General features: G+C 71.0%; 20 protein-coding genes. 4 read left to right on the top strand and 16 right to left on the bottom strand.

Annotated elements, in window-relative coordinates:
* Positions 1 to 36 precede the first annotated feature (36 nt).
* Complete coding sequence (locus EES43_RS27965) at positions 37 to 723, top strand: DUF2848 domain-containing protein (RefSeq protein WP_124271338.1); 687 nt, start codon at positions 37 to 39, stop codon at positions 721 to 723.
* Positions 724 to 835: 112 nt separating this feature from the next.
* On the opposite strand, the gene EES43_RS27970 is transcribed toward EES43_RS27965, so the two are convergent.
* The 10 genes from EES43_RS27970 to EES43_RS28015 form a co-directional block, all read right to left on the bottom strand.
* Positions 836 to 1759 (bottom strand): NADP-dependent oxidoreductase, encoded by a 924-nt coding sequence (locus EES43_RS27970; protein ID WP_124271339.1) that lies wholly within the window; start codon positions 1757 to 1759, stop codon positions 836 to 838.
* A 226-nt stretch (positions 1760 to 1985) separates the two neighbouring features.
* Complete coding sequence (locus EES43_RS27975) at positions 1986 to 2522, bottom strand: hypothetical protein (protein ID WP_124271340.1); 537 nt, start codon at positions 2520 to 2522, stop codon at positions 1986 to 1988.
* Positions 2523 to 2770: 248 nt separating this feature from the next.
* Positions 2771 to 4141, bottom strand: a complete 1371-nt coding sequence (locus tag EES43_RS27980) for a PP2C family protein-serine/threonine phosphatase (RefSeq protein ID WP_206430222.1) — start codon at positions 4139 to 4141, stop codon at positions 2771 to 2773.
* Positions 4138 to 5337 carry a SpoIIE family protein phosphatase gene (locus EES43_RS27985; RefSeq protein ID WP_124271342.1) on the bottom strand — a complete coding sequence of 400 codons (1200 nt, stop codon included), beginning with the start codon at positions 5335 to 5337 and terminating at the stop codon, positions 4138 to 4140. The genes EES43_RS27980 and EES43_RS27985 overlap by 4 nt, the downstream gene beginning before the upstream one ends.
* Positions 5325 to 5738, bottom strand: coding sequence for an ATP-binding protein (locus EES43_RS27990; RefSeq protein WP_124271343.1), 414 nt, complete (start codon positions 5736 to 5738; stop codon positions 5325 to 5327). Before EES43_RS27990 ends, EES43_RS27985 begins: the two co-directional genes overlap by 13 nt.
* The gene (locus EES43_RS27995; protein WP_124271344.1) at positions 5735 to 6175 is read right to left on the bottom strand and encodes an STAS domain-containing protein; all 441 of its coding nucleotides are present in this window, start codon (positions 6173 to 6175) and stop codon (positions 5735 to 5737) included. Before EES43_RS27995 ends, EES43_RS27990 begins: the two co-directional genes overlap by 4 nt.
* Entirely contained in the window at positions 6172 to 7035 is an 864-nt protein-coding gene (locus EES43_RS28000; protein WP_124272185.1) for an STAS domain-containing protein, read from the bottom strand. The genes EES43_RS27995 and EES43_RS28000 overlap by 4 nt, the downstream gene beginning before the upstream one ends.
* A 224-nt stretch (positions 7036 to 7259) precedes the next feature.
* Positions 7260 to 8000 carry a hypothetical protein gene (locus EES43_RS28005; RefSeq protein ID WP_206430138.1) on the bottom strand — a complete coding sequence of 247 codons (741 nt, stop codon included), beginning with the start codon at positions 7998 to 8000 and terminating at the stop codon, positions 7260 to 7262.
* 268 nt (positions 8001 to 8268) lie between these two features.
* On the bottom strand, positions 8269 to 8796 hold the full coding sequence (locus EES43_RS28010) for an ATP-binding protein (protein ID WP_346774338.1): 528 nt from the start codon (positions 8794 to 8796) through the stop codon (positions 8269 to 8271).
* A 110-nt stretch (positions 8797 to 8906) separates the two neighbouring features.
* Positions 8907 to 10019, bottom strand: a complete 1113-nt coding sequence (locus EES43_RS28015) for an LCP family protein (RefSeq protein ID WP_124271347.1) — start codon at positions 10017 to 10019, stop codon at positions 8907 to 8909.
* 501 nt (positions 10020 to 10520) lie between these two features.
* Here EES43_RS28015 and EES43_RS28020 point away from each other — a divergent pair.
* Positions 10521 to 11192: a response regulator transcription factor gene (locus tag EES43_RS28020; protein ID WP_124272186.1), complete on the top strand. Its 672-nt coding sequence runs from the start codon at positions 10521 to 10523 to the stop codon at positions 11190 to 11192.
* Between the two features lie 93 nt (positions 11193 to 11285).
* Here EES43_RS28020 and EES43_RS28025 read toward each other — a convergent pair whose 3' ends face one another.
* Complete coding sequence (locus EES43_RS28025; RefSeq protein ID WP_124271348.1) at positions 11286 to 12566, bottom strand: sensor histidine kinase; 1281 nt, start codon at positions 12564 to 12566, stop codon at positions 11286 to 11288.
* A 268-nt stretch (positions 12567 to 12834) separates the two neighbouring features.
* On the opposite strand from EES43_RS28025, the gene EES43_RS28030 reads away from it, so the two are divergent.
* Entirely contained in the window at positions 12835 to 13188 is a 354-nt protein-coding gene (locus tag EES43_RS28030) for a hypothetical protein (protein ID WP_124271349.1), read from the top strand.
* A gap of 418 nt (positions 13189 to 13606) precedes the next feature.
* Here EES43_RS28030 and EES43_RS28035 read toward each other — a convergent pair whose 3' ends face one another.
* On the bottom strand, positions 13607 to 14578 hold the full coding sequence (locus EES43_RS28035) for an aldo/keto reductase (protein ID WP_241192554.1): 972 nt from the start codon (positions 14576 to 14578) through the stop codon (positions 13607 to 13609).
* 296 nt (positions 14579 to 14874) lie between these two features.
* A complete protein-coding gene (locus EES43_RS28040) occupies positions 14875 to 15492 on the bottom strand; it encodes a TetR/AcrR family transcriptional regulator (RefSeq protein ID WP_124271350.1) in 618 nt (205 codons plus the stop codon).
* A gap of 90 nt (positions 15493 to 15582) precedes the next feature.
* On the opposite strand from EES43_RS28040, the gene EES43_RS28045 reads away from it, so the two are divergent.
* Positions 15583 to 16371, top strand: coding sequence for an SDR family NAD(P)-dependent oxidoreductase (locus tag EES43_RS28045; RefSeq protein WP_124271351.1), 789 nt, complete (start codon positions 15583 to 15585; stop codon positions 16369 to 16371).
* A 64-nt stretch (positions 16372 to 16435) separates the two neighbouring features.
* On the opposite strand, the gene EES43_RS28050 is transcribed toward EES43_RS28045, so the two are convergent.
* The 3 genes from EES43_RS28050 to EES43_RS28060 form a co-directional block, all read right to left on the bottom strand.
* The gene (locus EES43_RS28050) at positions 16436 to 17599 is read right to left on the bottom strand and encodes a sugar ABC transporter permease (RefSeq protein WP_241192555.1); all 1164 of its coding nucleotides are present in this window, start codon (positions 17597 to 17599) and stop codon (positions 16436 to 16438) included.
* An 86-nt stretch (positions 17600 to 17685) separates the two neighbouring features.
* Positions 17686 to 18489, bottom strand: a complete 804-nt coding sequence (locus EES43_RS28055; protein WP_124271352.1) for an ATP-binding cassette domain-containing protein — start codon at positions 18487 to 18489, stop codon at positions 17686 to 17688.
* A 24-nt stretch (positions 18490 to 18513) separates the two neighbouring features.
* On the bottom strand, positions 18514 to 19611 hold the full coding sequence (locus tag EES43_RS28060; protein ID WP_124271353.1) for a substrate-binding domain-containing protein: 1098 nt from the start codon (positions 19609 to 19611) through the stop codon (positions 18514 to 18516).
* Positions 19612 to 19810: the final 199 nt, after the last annotated feature.

The following is a 19810-nucleotide window of genomic DNA, read 5'->3' on the forward strand; positions in this document are numbered from 1 at the left end:
TCAACGTCGCGACCCCTGAAAGATGTGGAGAGACCCGTGGCACTCCTGACCTTCGAACTGCCCGACGGCACCACCCGGCGCGTCGATGTCGTCCAGGTGCTGAACGCCGGCTACGCCGGTCGCAGCCAGGAGGACGTCGCCGCGCACGTCGCCGAACTGGCCGAGCTGGGGGTGCCGGCCCCGTCGGTGATCCCCGCTCTCTACCCCGTCGCCCCCTACCTGGCCCAGCACACCGACCAGGTGAGCGTGCAGCACGGGCGTACGTCGGGCGAGGCGGAGTGGGCCCTGGTGGTGGACGCCGACGGGGACGTGCTGCTGACCGCCGCCTGCGACCACACCGACCGCGACCTGGAGGTGCACGGGGTGGCGTGGAGCAAGAACGCGGGCCCTGACGTCCTGGCCCGGCAGGCATGGCGGCTGGCCGACGTGCAGGAGCGGCTGGACGACCTGACGCTGCGGGCCTGGGTGAGCCACGCGGGCCGGGAGACGGCCATCCAGGACGGCACGCTGGCCGAACTGCTCACGCCCGGATACTGGGTTGAGGTGCTGCGCGAGCGCGGCGACCTGCGACCGGGGACCGTGCTGATCTCGGGCACCATCCCCATGGCGGGTGGCGTCGACCAGTTCGCCGACCGCTGGCGCGTCGAACTCGGGGACCCGGCCACGGGAGCGGTGATCGAGCTGGCCTACGACGTGGTGCCGATGGCCGAACCGATCGGCTGACCACGCCGCCGGGCCGGGAGCCGCCGTACGGCGGCCCTCGGCCCGCACCGCCCTCCGCCGCGGCCAGGACGAAGGGCGCGCGAGAGGGCGCGGCCGAGGTGTGGCGTGCGGTTCAGCCGACGGTCAGGACCAGCTTGCCGCGGGTGCGGCCCGCACGGCTGATCCTCCATGCCTCCGCCGCTTCGGCCAGCGGGAGGGCGCGGGCCACCGGGACGCTGAGCCTGCCCTCCTCGGCGAGACGGGCGAGCGCCGCCAGGCCGTCGGCGTCAGGACGCACCCAGACGTAGTGGCCGCCGCCGGACCGGGCCCCGGGCTCCACGATCGAGGCCAGCCGACCGGGTTCGCGCAGAAGTCGCCAGGAGACCTCCAGCGCCTCTCCGCCGACGAAGTCGAGGACGGCGTCGACGCCTCCGGGCGCCAGGGCGAGAACGCGGTCCGCCAGCCCCTCTCCGTACACGACGGGCTCCACGCCCAGCCCGCGCAGGAACGCGTGGTTGTGCTCGCTCGCGGTGCCGATCACGCGTGCGCCCCGCGCCCGCGCGATCTGCGCTCCCAGCGAACCGACTCCGCCCGCGGCGGCGTGGATGAGCACGGTCTGGCCTGCGGCCACCTTCACCCGCTCGATGGCCTGGTACGCGGTCAGCCCCGCCAGCGGCAGACCCGCGGCCTGCTCCCAGGAGAGCGACGCCGGCTTGTGCGCGAGCATGCGGACGTGGGCCGACACCAGCTCGGCGTAGGCGCCGAGCTGGACCGTGTCCTTGCGGATGTAACCGAAGACCTCGTCGCCGACCGCGAACTCCGCGACGTCGAACCCCACGCGCTCCACGACGCCGGCCACGTCCCACCCCGGAATCTGCGGGAACCGGCTCTCCATCAGCCCGTCCAGCCGTCCTTCGGCGAGCTTCCAGTCCACCGGATTCACCCCTGCCGCCCGCACCCGGACGAGCACTTCGCCGGGAGCCACCTTCGGCTCGGGGTGATCGGAGAGCTCCAGGTCGTCGGCGGATCCGTAGCGCTTGAGTGTTATGGCCTTCATACCGACAATATACATGCAAACGCGTGATACGGGCGTGTGCAACATTGTTGCCCGGCGGTTGCCCGAGAGGCGGGCGCGGTTCATACCTGCGCGGTGGAGTGAGCGGTCCGATCTTCCCCTGGGGCCGCTCGGACAAGGCTGCGCGCGCGTGCGGTGCGGCGGGTGCCGGCATCACCCGGAGCGACCCGCGCCGCCCGTGTTCCGCCGGCCCCGCCGCTCACGTCCGTCAGATGTTCACTGTCGTGTCGAAGTGCACGAAGAGCGCGTTGGGGTCGCTGGGGGAGTACAGCTGAATCGTGACGATGGTGCGGCCGGGGACGTACAGGGTCGTGGTCGCGGCGGCGACGTTCAGCTGCAGGGTTCTGACGGTCCCGTCGCACGTGACCGTGGTGCCGGCCACCCCCTGCGAGCCGTTGTCCTGCCCGACGACGACGTCGATCCGGGAGTCCGAGGGGGATCCCGTGGGGCAGGAGTAGCTCATGCTGACGTTGACGCTCGCGATGGTGGCGTCGACGGTCGTTCCGTACTGGAGCGTGCCTGTCGAGGGGTCGCCGATCACGGGAGGCGTGGGGTTGGTGGAACCCGGCTGGCCCGCGCCGTTCACCGTGGCGTTGGCCTGCCCCGAACCGTTGGAGACGGCGATGGCCGTGAGTTTGGTGTTGCCGTCGCCACCGTCGCCGGAGGCGGTGGCGGCCGTGGCCGTTCCCAAGAGGCAGGTGCCGGCCAGCAGTACGGTGGCGAGTGACGACGCGCGCTTGTTCACTTCGGGAATCCCTCTCGCGTGGACGGCCTCTTGCGGGCCGCGTTGGAGACTCCCTATCGCGCCGTCCGCGCGGTGGGTGTTCCTGCGAGGCATGTCGCGGCGGTGTTCACCTCTGTGCCCACCGGTCGGCGGTCGTCCGGTCTGGGGGCGTCGAGCGTGGCGACCACCGCGTGCGCGAAGCACCGTACGCCGTCGGGCAGCTCACAGCACGAACGCGCGACGACGGCGACGACGCCGGAGCCGCCGTGTCAGTGGGGCGATGGCGGCGGGTGCAGGCGCGCGGCGAAGACGATGATGTCGTCCTCCGGGTCGGTGCCGAAGGCGTCCACCAACTCGTCGCACAGGGCCTCCGGGTCGCCGGGTGCGTCGGCGGCTGCGGCGCCCAGGAGGCGCAGGCGGTCCTGGAGGTCGCTGCCACGTGTCTCGACGAGGCCGTCGGTGATCATGAGCAGTCGGCTGCCGGGCTCGATGGCGTGGCTGACGGCGACGGGCTGCGGCAGGCCCAGGCCCAGCAGCGGTCCGTGTTCCGTCAGATAGCGCGGCGTGGTGCCGGGGGTCAGGAGGAGGGGCGGCAGGTGGCCGGCGTTGGCCACCTCCAGGCGGGCGTTGCCCGGTTCGATGAGCACGATGCAGACCGTGGCGGTCCATCCCGGCTGGTGCAGTCCCAGGAGGCGGTCCAGGTGCTGGAGCAGGACGTGCGGCTGGTGGTCCTGGGCCGCGTAGGCGCGCAGTGCGTGCCGGAGCTCGCCCATGACGGTGGCCGCCCGGAGGGAGTGGCCGACGACGTCGCCGACCGCGAGGAGCAGCCCGTGCGGAGTGTTGACGGCCTCGTAGAAGTCGCCGCCGATCTCGGTCGAGGAGGTGGCCGGCAGATAGCGGACGGCGAGTTCCGCCCCGGGCGTACGGGGCAGGGCGGCGGGCAGGAACGTACGTTGCAGGGTCAGGGCCAGCTCGTGCTCCTGCCCGAAGCGCTCCACGACGTCCTTGTGCTCGACCGTCAGCTCCGCGTACAGGGCCATCACCCCGGCGTTGGTCTCGGTCAGCTCCTCGTTGAGGCGTTCCAGTTCGTCCCGTTGGGCGTGGGCCTCCTGCAGTGCGGCGATCAGGTCCCGGGTCTGGGCCTGGAGGTCGTCGATCGCGCTGGCCGGGGATTCGGACTCCAGGAGCGCCAGGACCTGTTCCGCCTTGAGGTCTCCGGCGGCACGTTCGGAGATGGCACAGGTGATCTCGATCCGGCCCCCGCAGGATCGGGGCGCGGACGGTGCCGGGAGGTGCGCGGCGCCGGGAGCGGGTTCGAAACGGGTCTGCGGCAGCAGCCGGGTGACGGCGTTCAGCGACTCGCTGCTCGGGGTGCGCTCGTCACGCCACTGCAGGACGGCCTGGAGGGCGGGCGGGTGCTGCTGCAGCGCGAAGGAGGCCGTCATCACGGCGGGGCGCAGCAGATCGCGCCCCAGCTCGCTGAGCGCCGTGGCCAGCCGTACCTGGTCGCGGCCGTCCAGACCGACCGCCCGGGCGATGGTCTTGGCGCGGCGGCGCAGCGCGAAGACGTCCTGCTCGGTGCTGAGCGGCGAGACCAGTAGAGCGGTGTGATCGCGGGGACGGGGAACGGACGTGTTCACCGTGGCGCCTTGGCGACCACCGCGCTGGCATCGTCGCGACGGGTCCCGGCATGCCGCAGCAGTCCGGCGGCGATGAGGGCCGGCGGGTGGTGCAGCAGACCGGCCAGATCGGCGGCGGTCCATCGTTCGCTCAGCCCGTCCGAGTGCATGACCAGGACCCCGTGGTCGGGGAGGCGGTGTTCGTACGTGCGGAGCTGGTGCATCTGGTGCCCGACGATGCCGGGGTGGGAGAGCAGAGTGGCGCGGGTCGTGGTGGTGACCAGCGCGGCGGTGATGTTTCCGATGCCGCAGAAGAGCAGCCGGCCGCCGGGCTCCAGACGGGCGACGGCGACGGCCGCGCCGCGGGTGCCGCGCAGGGCCCGGTGGATCTGCTCCATCGCCTGCTCGGGGGTCCGCGCGCCTCCGGCGCGGAAGGCCTGGACCGCGGCCCGCGCGGCCAGCGACGCCATCGGACCGTGCCCCAGCCCGTCGCACGACATCACCAGCACGCCCTCGCCGGGACCGGCGAGGGCGGCGCGTACCGGAACCGAGCGGCCGAGGGCGGAGGCGCGCCGCGGGTCCGCGTGCGGCCGGATCCCGGTCAGGGCCGACCAGTCGTGCCGCGCCGGCCCCGCCGCGCCGGGAGCGGCGGGCGTTGCGTCCTGCGGCTGGGGCGCGTGCCCGGTGTCCGTGCGCGCGGACCACGCGTCACCGCAGACCTGCTCGCCGCCGATCGGACGGGTGATCCCGCCGACGGCGGGCTCACCGGACACCGATCGAGGCCGGGGATGCGGCCAGAAGCGGGCCAACTGCACACTGCCGACTCCCGCCTGGGAGTGGATGTCGAAGGTGTCGGCCAGACGCTGGACGGCGCCGAGGCCGATGCCCAGCGTGCCGGCCGTCGACATCCCGTCCCGCAGAGCGGCCCGGACGTCCGCCATACCGGGACCTCCGTCCACCGCCACGACCTCCACCCCGGCCACGGCCTCGTTGCGCAGTACGCGCAGCAGCAGGGAGCCGTCGACGGCGTGTTTGGTGACGTTGCCCGCGAGTTCGGCGACGGCCAGCACCAGTTCGGCCGTGCGCCGCTCGCCCAGACCGATCCGCCGCCCCAGGGCGGCAGCCGCGCCGCGAGCCCCTTCCGGCTGATCGCGGAACCAGGCCACGTCCTCGCAGTCCACCAGCAGCGGTGGCTCGGGCGTCGTCACCGTACCCACTTGGTGATGGTGACGACGGTGCCGCGCCCCACTTCGGTGTCCAGGACGAAATCGTCCACGAGCCGTCTGGAGCCCGACAGCCCCAGCCCCATGCCGCCTCCCGACGTCCAGCCGTCGGTCAGGGCCAGATCGACGTCCGCGATGCCGGGCCCCTGATCGGTGAAGACCAGACGCGCTCCGCGTCGGCCGCGTTCCTCCACCAGGGCGGCGGTCATGGTGCCGCCGCCGCCGTGGACGAGGGTGTTACGGGCCAGCTCACTGGCGGCCGTGATCAGTTTGGTCTGCTCCACCAGGGAGAACCGGCACTCCTGGGCCAGGGCGCGCACCAGCTGACGTGCCCGTACCACCCCGGCGTTGGCAGTGATCTCCAGAACCTCCGGGCCACGGGAGGCGGGGCTCACCGGCCGGCCGCGGTATCCGGCCCGACGCCCTCGGAACCGGCCTCGGCCGGGAACGCGGACAGAGGTTCGCCCTGAGCCCCGGCACGGGCCTGCTCCAGCACGCGCAGCCCCTTGTCCAGGGTCAGCGCCGTCCGCACTCCGCCCAGGGACAGGCCGAGTTCGACCAGCGTGATGGCGACGGCCGGGCGCATCCCCACGACGACGGTCTGCGCGTCCAGCAGCCGCGAGATCGAAGCGATCGTCGCCAGCATCCGGCCCACGAAGGAATCCACGATCTCCACGGCGGTGATGTCGATGACCACGCCGTGAGCGCCGGACTCCACCACCGTGGCCGCGAGATCGTCCTGCAGCAGCATGACCGCCTGGTCGTCGAGGTCCGTCTGGATGGAGACCAGCAGCACCTGTCCGATCCGGAGGACCGGAACGCGCTCGCTCATCGGCTGCCGGCCTGCGGCACCGCGCGCGACAGGGCGACGCCGGAGCGGCGCAGCGCGTGCCGCAGCGCGTCGGCCAGCGTCGCCTTGGTGACGATGTCGCCGAAGTCGATTCCGAGGGCCACGATCGTCTGCGCGATCTGCGGGCGAATACCCGAGATGGTGCACTCCGCGCCCATCAGCCGGGCCGCGACGACGGTCTTCAGCAGGTGCTGCGCGACCTCGGTGTCCACCGCGGGAACGCCGGTGATGTCGATGATGGCCTGCTCGGAGCCGGTGTCGATCAGCGCCTGCAGCATCTTCTCCATCACCACCATGGTGCGCGCCGAGTCCAGCGTGCCCACCAGGGGCACACCGATCACGCCGTCCCACAGCTTCACGACCGGCGTCGACAGCTCCAGCAACTGCTCCGCCTGCGCCGAGATCAGCTCCTCGCGGGCACGGGTGTAGACCTCGATGGTGAACAGGCCCAGCGCGTCCAGCAGCCCGGCGAACGTCACATACGCCCCCAGGTCGCCGTCCCCGCCGTCCGGTGACGGCTCCAGGACCTCCTTGAGCGCGAACACGCTGACCGCGGTCTCGGTGGGCGTGAAGCCCTGCTGCGCCCGGTTGCGCGACAGCTCGGCGAGCAGCGCGCGGACCTCGCCGAACGCCTCGCCGCGCCCGTCCAGGCTGCCGCTGCCCAGAGCCGACACCAGCGCGGTGAAGATCTCCCCCAGCTCCCGCTGGACCTCCGCGCGGCTGACCCGCCCGCCCAGCGACCCGGTCACCTTGTCCGCCCACTCCGCGCCGAGGTCTTCGCCCCGGACCGTCAACAAGGCGATCAGACGATCCGAAACATCCTCACCGGCCACTGCACACATCCTCTTCACGGGGAGACCAGACAGTCTCCCTGTGACCTTAGGCCATCGGGGTGGCCGCAGGGTTCCACCCAGGACACTTTCCGTGTGGTACGGGCGGCGGTCGCCGGGCGCCCGAGCAGCGGATGGCGGACAGCCGGCGGCGTCCGGCGGACGGAGGACCGCGGACGACGCGCCACGGTCCTCCGCCCCGCTCCCGCCCCGGGAGCTCGGCTTTCAGACGGCTCTCACGAGCTACCGACTGTCCTGCTGGAGACTTCCGTGCCCTCGTCGACGCCCTTGAGCTGTTTCGGATTGACCGCCGCTCCGGTCGCGCACTGCGCGGGCGCTTCCCGTACGGTCAGGATCGATCCGTGGTCGGGGCTCGGGAAGGAGGCCTTGATCCCAGGGATCTCGAAATAGGTGTCGACACCTGTGTCTATCTTGAGGGTTCCCGTGTACGTCTTGACGGCGGGCTTCAGTTCGAACCAGCTCTGTTTGCCCGGAGGCGCCTTGAGGACGTCGGTCTCTCCGACCTCCTTCGTGTCCTCCACTCTCGTTCCGTACTTGGTTTCTATCGACGCCTGGAACAAGCCCTCTATGCCGACGGACGCCCCGCCGCCTATCTCCACAGAGGTCGACGTGGACGACCTGTACGCCCAGGTCACCCGCTGTTCGGCGGTCTCCGAACCGCAGTTGTTGAGGACTGAGAAGCCGGAGGCCGCGTCCGCCAGGCTCACGGCGGGCGCGTACCCGTCCTCCACCCCGTCGGTCTGGATCTCGCACGTGGCGCCGTCCCGTGGACAGACGTCGTTGAGAAGCCAGTTCCGTACGGCGGTGTCGGAAGGGCCCACCACCAGATAGCAGATCCCGTCCGACTCGCACTTCTTCGACCCGTCGTCGGCGTGGGCCTGCGGGGTGAGGCCGGCTGCGGTCATGGCCGCGACCGATACGGTGGCCATGGCGACGGCACGGAAATACTTGGGCATGGATTTCTCCTCCGGTGGACTTTCCGGAAAAGCTATCGTGAGCCGATGCGGAGGAAAAGAGAAATGCGGCAAACAGTACGCAAGCGCCACTTCAAGAAAAAGCAACCAGGTATTTTTTCCCTCGTGTTGGCGTTCAGTTAAATGAACGGGTGATACAGGCGGCCGGCGATGGCCGACGGTTTTCGCAGGTCTGAACGGCCCCGAGGCCACCCCGCCGGCGCGGAGCCGGTCGTCGGTCACGTGCCCCGCCCGCGCCCGCGCGTGCAGCTCAGGCCGCTTCCCCCGCGGCTACCTCCGCCCAGTGAACAGCCCCGTACCGGCCCTTGGAGGTCTCGGGGTTGGCGGTCAGCGCGGCGATGACGTCCCGGCCTCTGCCGCCTTCGTCGAAGGACTCGGGCGGTGGAGTCGAAGCGAGGTCCGCCGGCGCCGGCCCGCCGTCGGCGACCGCGATGCAGACGACGCGGTGGTCCGCGCTCTGCGTGACGTGCAGGCACACAGGCGGTTGGGCGTGCTCGACGGCATTGGTGACGAGCTCCGAGACCACGAGCAGGACGTCCTGCGCCGCGACTTCCTCGACACCCCAGGTGGACAGGGCCGCGCGAGTCACGGACCTGGCAGTCCGCACGGAGTCCCGACGGTGCGGGAGCGTTCTGGAGAAGTCAGGCTCTACCGCTGTTCGCGGCGTGGCGCTACAGGTCAGGTGGGCACGTGGCGATGTTGGGGTGCACGCCCCGGCGGTACTGCGCGTGCTGGTCATGAGAGACCTCCCGGACTGGCAACGGAGCCTCATTCGCATAGGGGCCTGGCGCTTCCTTCCTACGTGCGGCACGGTGCCGCGGCCCCAGGAACAATTCCCAGTCCTCCGCTCCCGCCAGGGACCGCCTCAGGGCTGGCGCGGGACCGCCCTCACCTGACCACGCCGGCCGTTCCCCGTTCACCGGATGCCTCGCGTACTCGGTCGGGGACGCGCCGATCGGCGCGCAGGGCCTTCCAGAGCGACCGGCACGGCTCCTCCTGAGGCACCACCCGGTTGGGATCGCGGGTATCGGCGCCGACCGGGAGCGTGACAGCGGTGATGTTCCGGGAGTCCACCCCCTCCATCCGGTGGGCCAGTCCCGCCAGCGCCCTGGCGGATCCGAGGGAGGAATCCGTGGTGATGCTGCGAGCCCCGATCCCGGCGAGGCGGTACAGCTTCGCGGGCTGCCTGAGCACGTCGACCGCGCGGAACCTGGCGGCGAGCGCTTTCACGAACGCCTGTTGCAGGGCGATACGCCCGAGGTCGCTCCCATCCCCGACGCCGTGCCGGGTGCGGACGAGAGCCAGTGCCGTCCTCCCGTCCAGGCGGTGGCTGCCGGCGGGCAGGTCGAGGTGGCTGTATCGGTCATGGATCGCCTCGGTGGTGGTGACGTCCACTCCGCCCAGAGCGTCGATCACCTCGACGAATCCCTGGAAGCCGATCTCGACGAAGTGGTCCATCCGCAGACCGGACAGCTGCTCCGCCGCTGCCACCGCGCAGGCCGGGCCGCCCGACGACAGCGCTTCGTTGAACATGATCCGGCCACCGCTGTCGTGCTGCCGGCAGGGAGCACCGCGGGGGCGGCGCATCAGGGTGTCGCGTGGAATGCTGACCACGTCCGCCCGGTGCCCCGCGGCGTCGAGATGGACGACCATCGCGGTGTCCGAACGGCTTCCGCCCTCATCCCGGCCGAATCTGCCGTCGGCACCCGCCCGTGAGTCGGAGCCCAGGACCAGTATGTTCATCGCGCCCCGGGGTTCCGCGGACGGCCGCCGGTCGCCCAGGGCCCGGTCGACGTCCACCGTGGTGAGGCTGTCGTCCAGCCGTCGCAGCAGGTAGGCCGCGCCGGAAGCGCCGAGTACCCCCAGGCCGAGTACGACGGTCAGCAGCACGGCTCCTCCGCGACGGCCGGTGCGCCGGCGATGACGCCCCGTGCCGCGCACACCGTCGCGCGCGAGTGCTGCCCGCGGTTCGGTTCCGGTGGACTTCTCCTGGTCGGACATGCTGTTCCATCACTCCCTGGGCGGACGACGGAGTCCACCGGCGGCCCCGTTCGTCCTCGGCCGGTCGTCCGGATCCACCGCTGCCGGACGATCCGCCACGGACCCGCCCACGTTTCTCCGCGCGACGGCCGGGAACAGCCGGGCGTTCGGAGCCCGGCGACGACTTCTCCGTCAACGTAGGGGGAGCGGGGTGAACGCCGCGCTGGACCGAGGTGCGAGGACGGATAAACCGGCCGCGCCACGGAGACGGACGCCCCTGAGGGCTGTCCGCGATCCCTGGCGGGCGCGGGACGACCGCTACGGCACCTCGCCGCGTTGTCGGAACGACGCCGGAGAGCCGGACCGGCGTACGACATTCGCGCTTTCGGCCCGGTGGCAGGCCACGCGAAGACGCACGGCGTGCGGGCGCACGTTTAACCCGACGTTAAGCGTGAGATGCCATGATGCTCGATCGGTGATTCTCTCGCGTCAACTCATCGAGGTGCACAGCCCGTGAAAGTAATGATCGTCGAAGACGATGAGAAGGTGCGCGAGGGGATCGCCGACGGGCTGAGGGCTTTGCGGCACGAGGTGGTGACCTGCGGAACGGGGTCCGAGGGCCTGGGTATGGCCATGACACGTAATCCGGATTTCATCCTGCTCGATCTCGGTCTGCCCGATCTCGACGGGCTGGACGTGCTGAAGATGCTGCGCACGACCCTGACCACCCCGGTGCTGATCACTTCGGGAAGGGACGCGGACGCGCAGATCGTTCGTGGACTGGGCCTGGGGGCCGACGACTACCTGGTCAAGCCCTTCACCGTTTCCGTCCTGAACGCCAGGATGATGGCCGTCACCCGGCGATGCCGGCAGGCTTCCGAGCAGGAGGAACTGCGTATCGGCGGACTCGTCGTCGATCCGCGCGGGCACACCGCGGAACTGGACGGAAGGGTTCTGCCGCTCCGGCCGAAGGAATTCCGCATCCTCGCCTATCTCGTGGAGAACGCCGGCCGGGTCGTCAGCAAGAGCGAGCTGCGGGCGGAGATATGGGAGGACGAGATGTCCTGTGCGGACAAGACGCTCGCCGTGCATCTGTCCTGGCTTCGACGCCACCTGGGCGAGACGGCGGCGGCACCCGCCTATCTCCACACGGTGAGGGGTGTGGGAATCAAAGTGGTGAACCCCGGACGCTGACGGACCGCACCCTGTCACGGGACAGCCCTGAGACCAGCGGCCTCAGTCGGGGGTTCCCGTGAGTGACGGGTGCGGGTACGGCGCGGTGAATCGTCAGCATGTCGGGAAGGACACCGCGATTCTGGCTCCGCCGGACGCCGACCGTTCGATCGCCACGTCGCCCCCGGCTCGAAGAGCGGTGCTGCGGACGATGTCGAGGCCGAGGCCGCTGGACCCCCGGCCACTGCGTCCGCGTTCGACGGCTCGGTGGTCGCGGATGCCGGGCCCGTCGTCCTCGACGGTCAAGGTGACCGACGGCCCGGTGACCGTGAGGGAGACGTCGAGGGCCGTTCCCGGAGGGGTGTGGGTGATGACGTTGTCGATCAGATTGTCGATCACGGCTATGAGGTCGCGCGGCGGGAGCGCGACGAAGACGGCTCTGCCGGCCCGCTTCAGCTCGCAGGGGCGCTTCTCGTCCTCCAGCATGGTCCACCAGAAGAAGAAGCGGTCGGTGATGATCGCATCGATGTCTGTCAGTCGCTCGAACTGTCCTCCCGCAGGGTTGCGAGACTGATCGATGATCTGGTCGAGGACTTCCTGCACGCGGGTCACCGAGCTCCGAATCATCTCCGCCTCGTGTCGGTGCTTCAGCGTCTCCGCCTGAAGAGCGAGGGCGGTGAGCGGAGTCCTCAGGCCGTGGGAGAGATCGGCGGCGGACTCGCGTTCGGCTTTCATCAGGATCTCGATCCTGCCCACCAGCTCGTTGAAGGATTTCCCCAGCACGCGGAGCTCCTTCGGCCCCGAAGGCGTCACACGGGCCCCCAGGTCCCCTCGGCTCACCCGGCGGGCGGCCCCGACGAGCCGGTCCACGGGCCGGGTGATCGACCGTCCCAGACGCTTCGCGATCACGACCGCGACCGCCGGTAGTGCGAGCAGCGCGCCCAAGGTGATCATCGTCGTGTGGAAGAGGGAATCCCACTGGCCGCTGGTGTCGATCGCCACGACCGCCCAGGAGTCCGGCTCGCCCGCTGGGGCGAGAGACCTGGCCGCCACGCGAAGTGGTCCGCACCACGAGAAGGACGTACCGCGATCGTCGGCCTCCGCTCCGCGATCGATCAGGCAACGACTGGGGTCACCGAAAACCGCGGCTCCACGGTTGAGCGACACAAGGGCCTGCGCTTCGGGGACTTGCTCCTTTTCGAGCGCGTTCAGCAACTCGGGTACCTTGGCCGATCGCTCCTCGGCGATGCTGGCGATCATCTGCACGTTGACGTCGGCCAGCTTGTCCACGTCCGAGATGTAGCTGCTCCTCAGATAGGCCACGAAGGGAAGTGCGAAGAGGATCAGACATAGGGCCGTGGAGACGCTGGCCAGCAATGCGATGCGGCTCCTCATCGCCTGATGCCCTCCGCCTTCCGGATCTCTGCGTGTGCTTCTCGGCGAACCATGGCGGCGCGTCGCGGTCGGGTCGGGAGCGGGCCGTTCGCCCGGTCCCTGGCGGCCACCGGAATTCGCGGGTCAGCGTAATCGGACCCTGGGCCGTGCGGATCAGGGAATTACCCTAAAGACTGTCCGTGGTCCCTGACGGGCCGGCGTGCGGCGCATCACGCGGTGCATCACAGGGCGGTGTTCTGTGTCGCCCCCGAGGGATACGGCGGCCGGGATGCACGCACTTCTCGCATCCTCGCTGCGGAAGAGGCGGTGTGGCGGTGAACGTGAAATAGACGAGGGCGCCGGTGAGGTCGAAAAGGCGGCCGATGACCGGCTGGAGGGGGCCCGAAATGAACAGGACGCGGCCGGCGGACGTCTGGGCGCGCTGGATTTCCAGCAGGAATTGCAGCAGGTGGTGATCGGCGTGGTGCAGCCGGCGGAGGTCGATCACGACGCTGGGCGGGCGGCGCTGGTTCACCCCGGCCAGGATGTCGTGCCGGATCTCCCGGTCGTGGCCCTCCATGTGCCCGTGAAACGTAATGATCTCGTGCGCGGTGTGTCGATGAACGACGATATCGGGCGCTGAGGTGCGGGGTGATCCTGTCGGATCCGGTCGGTAGTGGGACATGTTGTGTTCGCCTGTCGTAACGATGCTTCGGAGAGTTCCGCTCCGGGTGGCCGAAGCCGGGAGGGGACGGGCCGGCGCGCTGCGGCAGGTCGCGTGGAGGCCGCGGCCGGCGGCCTCCACGTCGCGTCGCAGGGCGGCGCCATGCGTCAACGCACTGCGATGGTAGGAGGGCGCGTATTAGTCGAGTGTTGCGGCGAGGTCAAAGAAACCCTGCGGGAGACTTGGTCCCGGCACCGCACGCCACGGGAAGCCGTCGGTACGGCGACGGCGAGGGGGAGGGCGAGGCAGGCGGAGAGGCAGAGGCCCCGGCCGTCCCGGCCGGGGCCTCACATGTGTGCTCGTGGCCGCGGGACAGCCGCCGCCGTCCCCGGCGTGGTTACGGCAGAGGCGAGCCGCCGCGGGCGGTGATCCAGAGTTCGTACCACTCTTCATGGGTGAGTTCCGGGGCCCGCCGTGCCGCGTCGCCGCACGCCCGGATGCGCTCGGGCCGTGCGCTGCCCACGACCGGTGCGATCCGCGCGGGGTGCCTCTGGAGCCACCACAGCAGGATCGTCTCGGGCGTGGTGCCCTTCGCCTCCGCGAGCGAAGCGACATGCTGTGCCGTGGCCCGCTCGGCGGCCGTCTCCTGCCGTCCGGTGAACCGGCCCTGCGCCAGCGCGCCCCACGCCTGGAGGCGGATGTTCTCGGCCCGGCAGTGCTCCACCGTCCCGTGCGGGAACCCGACGGACGCCGCCCCGGGAGTGTTCACCAGTACGCCGGACTCCACCCAGTCCCTGCGGTGCAGGCTCATCTCCAACTGGTTCGCGACCAGGGGAACGTCCAGGTGCGCCTGGAGCAGGGCGATCTGAGCGGCGCTCATGTTGGACACGCCGAAGCCGCGCACCAGCTTCTGCCGGTGCAGCGACATCAGAGCGCCGGCCACCTCCGCCGGGTCGGCCAGCGGATCCGGGCGGTGCAGGAGCAGGACGTCGACGACGTCCGTGCGCAGACGCTCCAGGCTCTCCTCGACCCGGCGGAGGATGGTGTCGCCGCGCAGGTCGTACAGGCCCGGCCGGTCGCCGTCCGCCAGCCGGATACCGCACTTGGTCTGCAGTACGATGCGCTCGCGCAGTCCGGGCGCTCGGGAGAGGACTTCGCCGAACACCGCCTCGGACTTCCCGTGCCGGTAGATGTCGGCGTGGTCGAAGACCGTGATCCCGCTGTCGAGTGCCGCCTCCACCGCGGCCTCGGCCTCGGCGATGTCCTTCGGCCCGTACGGTGTGGTGTCCCAGTCCCCGCCGAGCCCCATGCACCCGTACAACAGCCGCTCCCCGTCGAGGTTCTGGGCCGCGTCCGCATTCGTCGTCATGACGATCACCCTTCCACGGGCGGGCGTCACGGCCAAACGGCGTCGCGGCCGGTCCGGGCCGACGCGGAGGACCGGCCCGCCGCGGGGTGCGCGAACGGCACGGTCCTTACGGTGCCGTGGCGGCGGAGGAGGACGGGCCTCAGCGGCCGGGCCCCGGCGTACGCGTCCCCGAGGCCCGCTGTGCCACGATCCCGGGGAGGGTCGCGGCACCCGCCGTAATCGCTCGGAGAATCTGATCGGTTGGGCCCTCGCGGCCCGGGGCGTGGCGGAGCGGGCCGCTCCGCCACGACGCGGAGTCAGGACACCGTCGCCGCGTCCTTCGCCGCGTTGTCGCCCATCCCGTTCATGAGCACCTCGATCGCCAGGTCGACCGCGTCGGCCAGCGGCGTGTCGTCCAGCAGCGACCCCACCGACAGGGTCGCGAGTCCGTGCAGGGTCGAGAAGGCGACCTGCGCCAGCATCGTCGGGTCGCCCGGACGGACGACCGACGCCCGCTGCGCCTCCGTGAGCAGTCCGGCGGCGATGGTCAGGCTCTGGTGGCCGAGTTCCCGCAGCTCCGCGTCCGGAACGGCGTCGTGCTTGACGGAGAACATCAGGTTCAGCAGGGCCATGTGCTCCACCGCGAAGTGCACATAGGCGCGTCCCAGGGCGTCGATCCGTTCGCGTACGGGCTCCCCGCCCTCGGCCGCCGCCCGCATACGTTCGTTGAGCTGGGTGAATCCGCCTGCGGCCAGCGCCTCCAGGAGCGCCTGCCGGTCACGGAAGTGGCGGGCCGGCGCCGCGTGGCTGACGCCCAGATCCCGGGCGAGGCTCCGCAGCGAGAGCCCGTCCACCCCGGATTCCTCCAGCACCGCCTCGGCTCGCGCCAGCAGGCCGGCCCGCAGGTTGCCGTGGTGGTACGTCCCACCGCCCATCGTGATCTCCCCTTCGATGTTGTCGTTGACAACAATGATGGCACTGCCTACATTGATGATCCGGGGATCATTGAAGAGGAGTACAACACGATGCCCATGACCTACCGGGGAACCACCGCTCTGATCACCGGCGCCAGCTCCGGGCTGGGCGTCGAGTTCGCCCGCCAGTGGGCCCGCCTCGGAGCCGACGTGGTGCTCGTCGCCCGCCGCCGCGACCGGCTCGACGCCCTGGCCGACGACCTCGTCGCCCGCCACCGGATCACCGCCACCGTCGTCGACGCGGACCTCGCGCGCCCCGGAGCGGGACAGCGGCTGCGCACGGAGCTGACCGACCGGAACGTGAGCGTCCAGACCGTCGTGAACAACGCCGGATTCGGCGGATACGGTCCCTTCCGCGAGCAGGATCCCGACGAGATCGCCCGCATGATCCAGCTCAACACCGGCGCGCTCGCCGACATCACCCGGGCCTTCCTGCCCGACCTGATGGCCGACGGGCGCGGCGCGCTGGTCAACGTGGCCAGCACCGCCGCGTACCAGCCCACGCCGAACATGGCCCTCTACGGCGCCACCAAGGCGTTCGTCCTCAGCCTCACCGAGGCGGTCGCCCACGAGACCCGCAGGTCCTCGCTCCGGGTGCTGGCCGTGTCGCCCGGCACCACCCGCACCGAGTTCTTCGACGTCGTCGGCAGCCAGGACGCCATGGTGGGACGGGCCGCCACCGCCGAGGACGTCGTCACCGCGACCCGGCGCGCCCTGGACCGCGACTCCACTCCGCCCAGCATCGTCACCGGGCTGGGCAACCGCCTGACCATCGTCGCCACCTCGCTCCTCCCGCGCCGCGTCGTGGTGGCGGCGACCGGGCAGGCGCTCAAGGCATGAACGGGGCGGGGGCGTGTGCCGCGGGGGCCGGGGCGCTTTCGGCGAGCGACCTCGACACCGCCCCTCACGCCCGGCCCCGCGCGGCCCGCGAACGCCGGGCCACAGCGTCCAGGGCCACCGCTGACAGCAGTACCCCGCCCGTGACCATGAACCGGTAGGCGGAGTCGAGATTCAGCAGAGTGAGTCCGCTGGAGATGGACTGGATCACGAGAACCCCGAGCAGCGCGGCGAACGCGGAACCCCTGCCGCCGAACAGGCTGGTGCCGCCGATGACCGCCGCGGCGATCGCGTTGAGATTGACGTCACCGCCGCCGCTGCTCTGGTTGGCCGCCGCCAGCCGGGAGGCCGCGAGCACGCCGCCGAGCGAAGCGAGCGTCGTACACAGCACGAACGCGGCCGTGAGGACGGCGTGCACCGGGACGCCCGCGCGCCGGGCGGCCTCCGCATTGCCGCCGACCGCGTACATCGCCTTGCCGAACGCCGTACGCGACAGGACGTAGTGGAGCGCCAGCACCAGGGCGAGGAAGAACACGAACATCCAGCCCACGCCCCGGTCCCGGTTGAGATACCAGACGGCCGCGCCCGACCCGGCCAGCAGCGCCAGGCTCCGCCCGGCGAGCAGGCGGTGCGACGCGGCGGGCAGCCCGGCCCGGCGGCGCTCGGCCGCGCGGGCGGCCCCGGTCGCGTACAGGGTCCCCGCTCCCGCGAGGACCAGGGTGTACGCCAGCCAGGGCGGCAGGAAGTGGAGTTGGGCGAAGGCCACCAGGCCCGAGTCGAAGGGCAGGTTGATGGAGCCCTTGGGCCCCAGGACCCACAACTGCACACCGAGGAAGCCGAGGAGGCCGCCGAGGGTGATGACGAAGCTGGGTACGCCGATCCGGTTGTGCACCTGGGCGTAGAACCAGCCGATCAGGCCGGCGAGCAGCAGCGCCGCCGCCACGGCGAGCCAGGCCGGCAGACCCCGGTCCACGAAGAGGACGGCGAGGACGGCCGCGCCGAGCCCGCTGACCGATCCGACCGACAGGTCGATCTGGCCGACGAGGAGGACGCAGACGACTCCGAGCGCGATGATCCCGACCGGCACGCTTTCGAGCGCCAGGTTCGTGAGGTTGGCGCTCGACAGGAAGAGCGGGTTGAGGATCTGCATCACGACCCAGATCGCGACGAGCCCGGCGAGGACGGGCAGCAGTCCGAGGTCGCCGCCGCGCGGCCGGGCGGGCACGCGCATTCGGCGGTCGCGCGGGCCGCCGGAAGGGGCCGGGGGTTTCCGTCCCCCGCTTTCGGCGGCACCGCACGCGGTCGTGGCCGGATCGCTCATGACGCCTGACCCCTGTCCCGTGTCGCGCGGCGGCTGACCACGTTGTCGGTGGCGCCGGTGATGGCCGCCACCAGATCGGAGGCCGACGTGCCGGCCGCGTCGAACACGCCGTTGTTGCGGCCGAGCCGCAGGACGGCCACGGTGTCGGCGACGGCCCGCACGTCCGCCATGTTGTGGCTGACCATCACCACGCCCAGGCCCCAGTCCCTCAGACGTTCGATCAGGTTGAGGACCTCGGCCGTCTGTGCCACACCCAGCGCGGCCGTCGGCTCGTCGAGGATGATCACGCGGGGGTCGCCGAGGAGCGTCCGCGCGATGGCGACCGTCTGGCGCCGGCCCCCGGACAGGGTCGCGACCGGGGCCCGTACCGAGGGGATTCCCGCCGACAGCTCCCCGAGCAGGGCGCGGGCGCGGACCTCCATGGCCACCTCGTCGAGGCGCAGGCCGCGCAGTTCGCGCCCGAGGAAGAGGTTCTCGACGACGTTCAGGTTCTCGCACAGGGCGAGGTCCTGGAAGACGGTCGCGATGCCGAGCCGTTGCGCGGCGGCGGGGGAGGGGACGGTCACGGACCGGCCGGCGAAGCCGATGGCGCCGGCATCGGGCTGATGCACCCCGGAGAGGACTTTGACCAGGGTGGACTTTCCCGCGCCGTTGTCGCCCACCAGGGCGACGACCTGTCCGGCGGCGACGTCGAGGTCGACCTCGGTGAGCGCGGCGACCGCGCCGAAGGACTTGCTGATCCCGCGCAGCGAGAGCAGTGGCCCCCCTCGCCCCGGGGAGGACGGGAACTCGGCAGACATGATCGACCTTCCTCGGTGACAGGGTCACCCGACGCCCGCCGCGGCGCAGGCCGCCGCGTACGTCCGCGTGCACACCTCGGATGCCTTGAGCGGCTTTCCGCCGCCGACCAGCACCTCCGCGATGTTGCGGCGGGTGACCACGGTCGGGGTGAAGAGTTCGGAAGGGGTGCCGAAGAGCACGGTGTTCCCCCGCGGCTTCTCGCCCCGGACGAAGGCGAACGCCGCGGTGGCCGCGGCCTCCGCGACGGTTTTGATGGGCTTGGAGATGGTGTTGTACTGGTCTCCCTTGATGATCCGCTGTGCGGCGGCCAGTTCGGCGTCGTTTCCGGTCACCGGCGGTACCGTCACTCCGGCCGCCTTGAACGCGGCGATGGAAGCGCCGCCCGTGCCGTCGTTGGCCGCCACCACTCCGGCGATCCCGCCGGGGAACTTGCTGATCTGGCCGCTGACCCAGCTCTGCGCCTTGGCGGGCTCCCAGGCCGGGGTGTCGTACTCGGCGAGGAGGCGGAAACCGCTGGAGTCGACGGCGCTGCGCATGCCCTTCTTGATGAGGCCCGCCGCCGCGTCGGTCGGCGATCCGTTGACCTGGAGCAGACCACCCTCGGCCGAGGTGGCCCTGAGGTGGTCGACCAGGGAGCGGCCGATCATCGAGCCGATCTTCTCGTTGTCGAACGAGACGTAGTAGTCGGCGCGGACGGCCGGGATCGGCCGGTCGTAAGCGATGACCGCGACCCCGCGCCCCTGCGCCGTACGGACGGTCGTCGCCGCGGCGGCGGAGTCCACCGGGTCGATCACCAGGACGTCGACGCCCTGGGCGAGGGCGGAGTCCGCCTGTTGCTGCTGTTCGACCGCGTCGCCGCCCGCGTTCTGGTACAGCACCTCGCAACCGCCGCACAGCTCCTTCGTCTTCGCCGTGAAGAGCGGGGCGTCGTAGAGCTCGTAGCGGGTCGAGGCGAGGTCGGGCATCAGGAACGCGATCTTCGCGTTCGCGCCCGGTCCGCCGCCCGCACCGCCGGGTCCCGCCGACCCGTTCGGCGCCTTCGTCGAGCAGGCGGCGCCCGAAGCGGTCATCGCCGTCACCGACAGGATCGCCGCCAGCGTTCTGAGGGAACGTTGCCTCACGGGATTCTCCTTGAAGTTCCGCGCCGGGGTCCGAAGGAGCGGGCCGGTCCGGTGAGAAGAGCCTCACCGCAGTGCGCGGAAGGCCGGCCCGCGACTGCTCGGTCCTCAGCCGGAAGACCTCCCGCGCGTCAACGTAACGTCGGCCGCGTTAGTACTGTCAATGGGCATGTCAAAAATAACAAGGGGTCCGGACGGGACG

It is taken from the genome of Streptomyces sp. ADI96-02 (assembly GCF_003846185.1).
Taxonomy (GTDB): domain Bacteria; phylum Actinomycetota; class Actinomycetes; order Streptomycetales; family Streptomycetaceae; genus Streptomyces.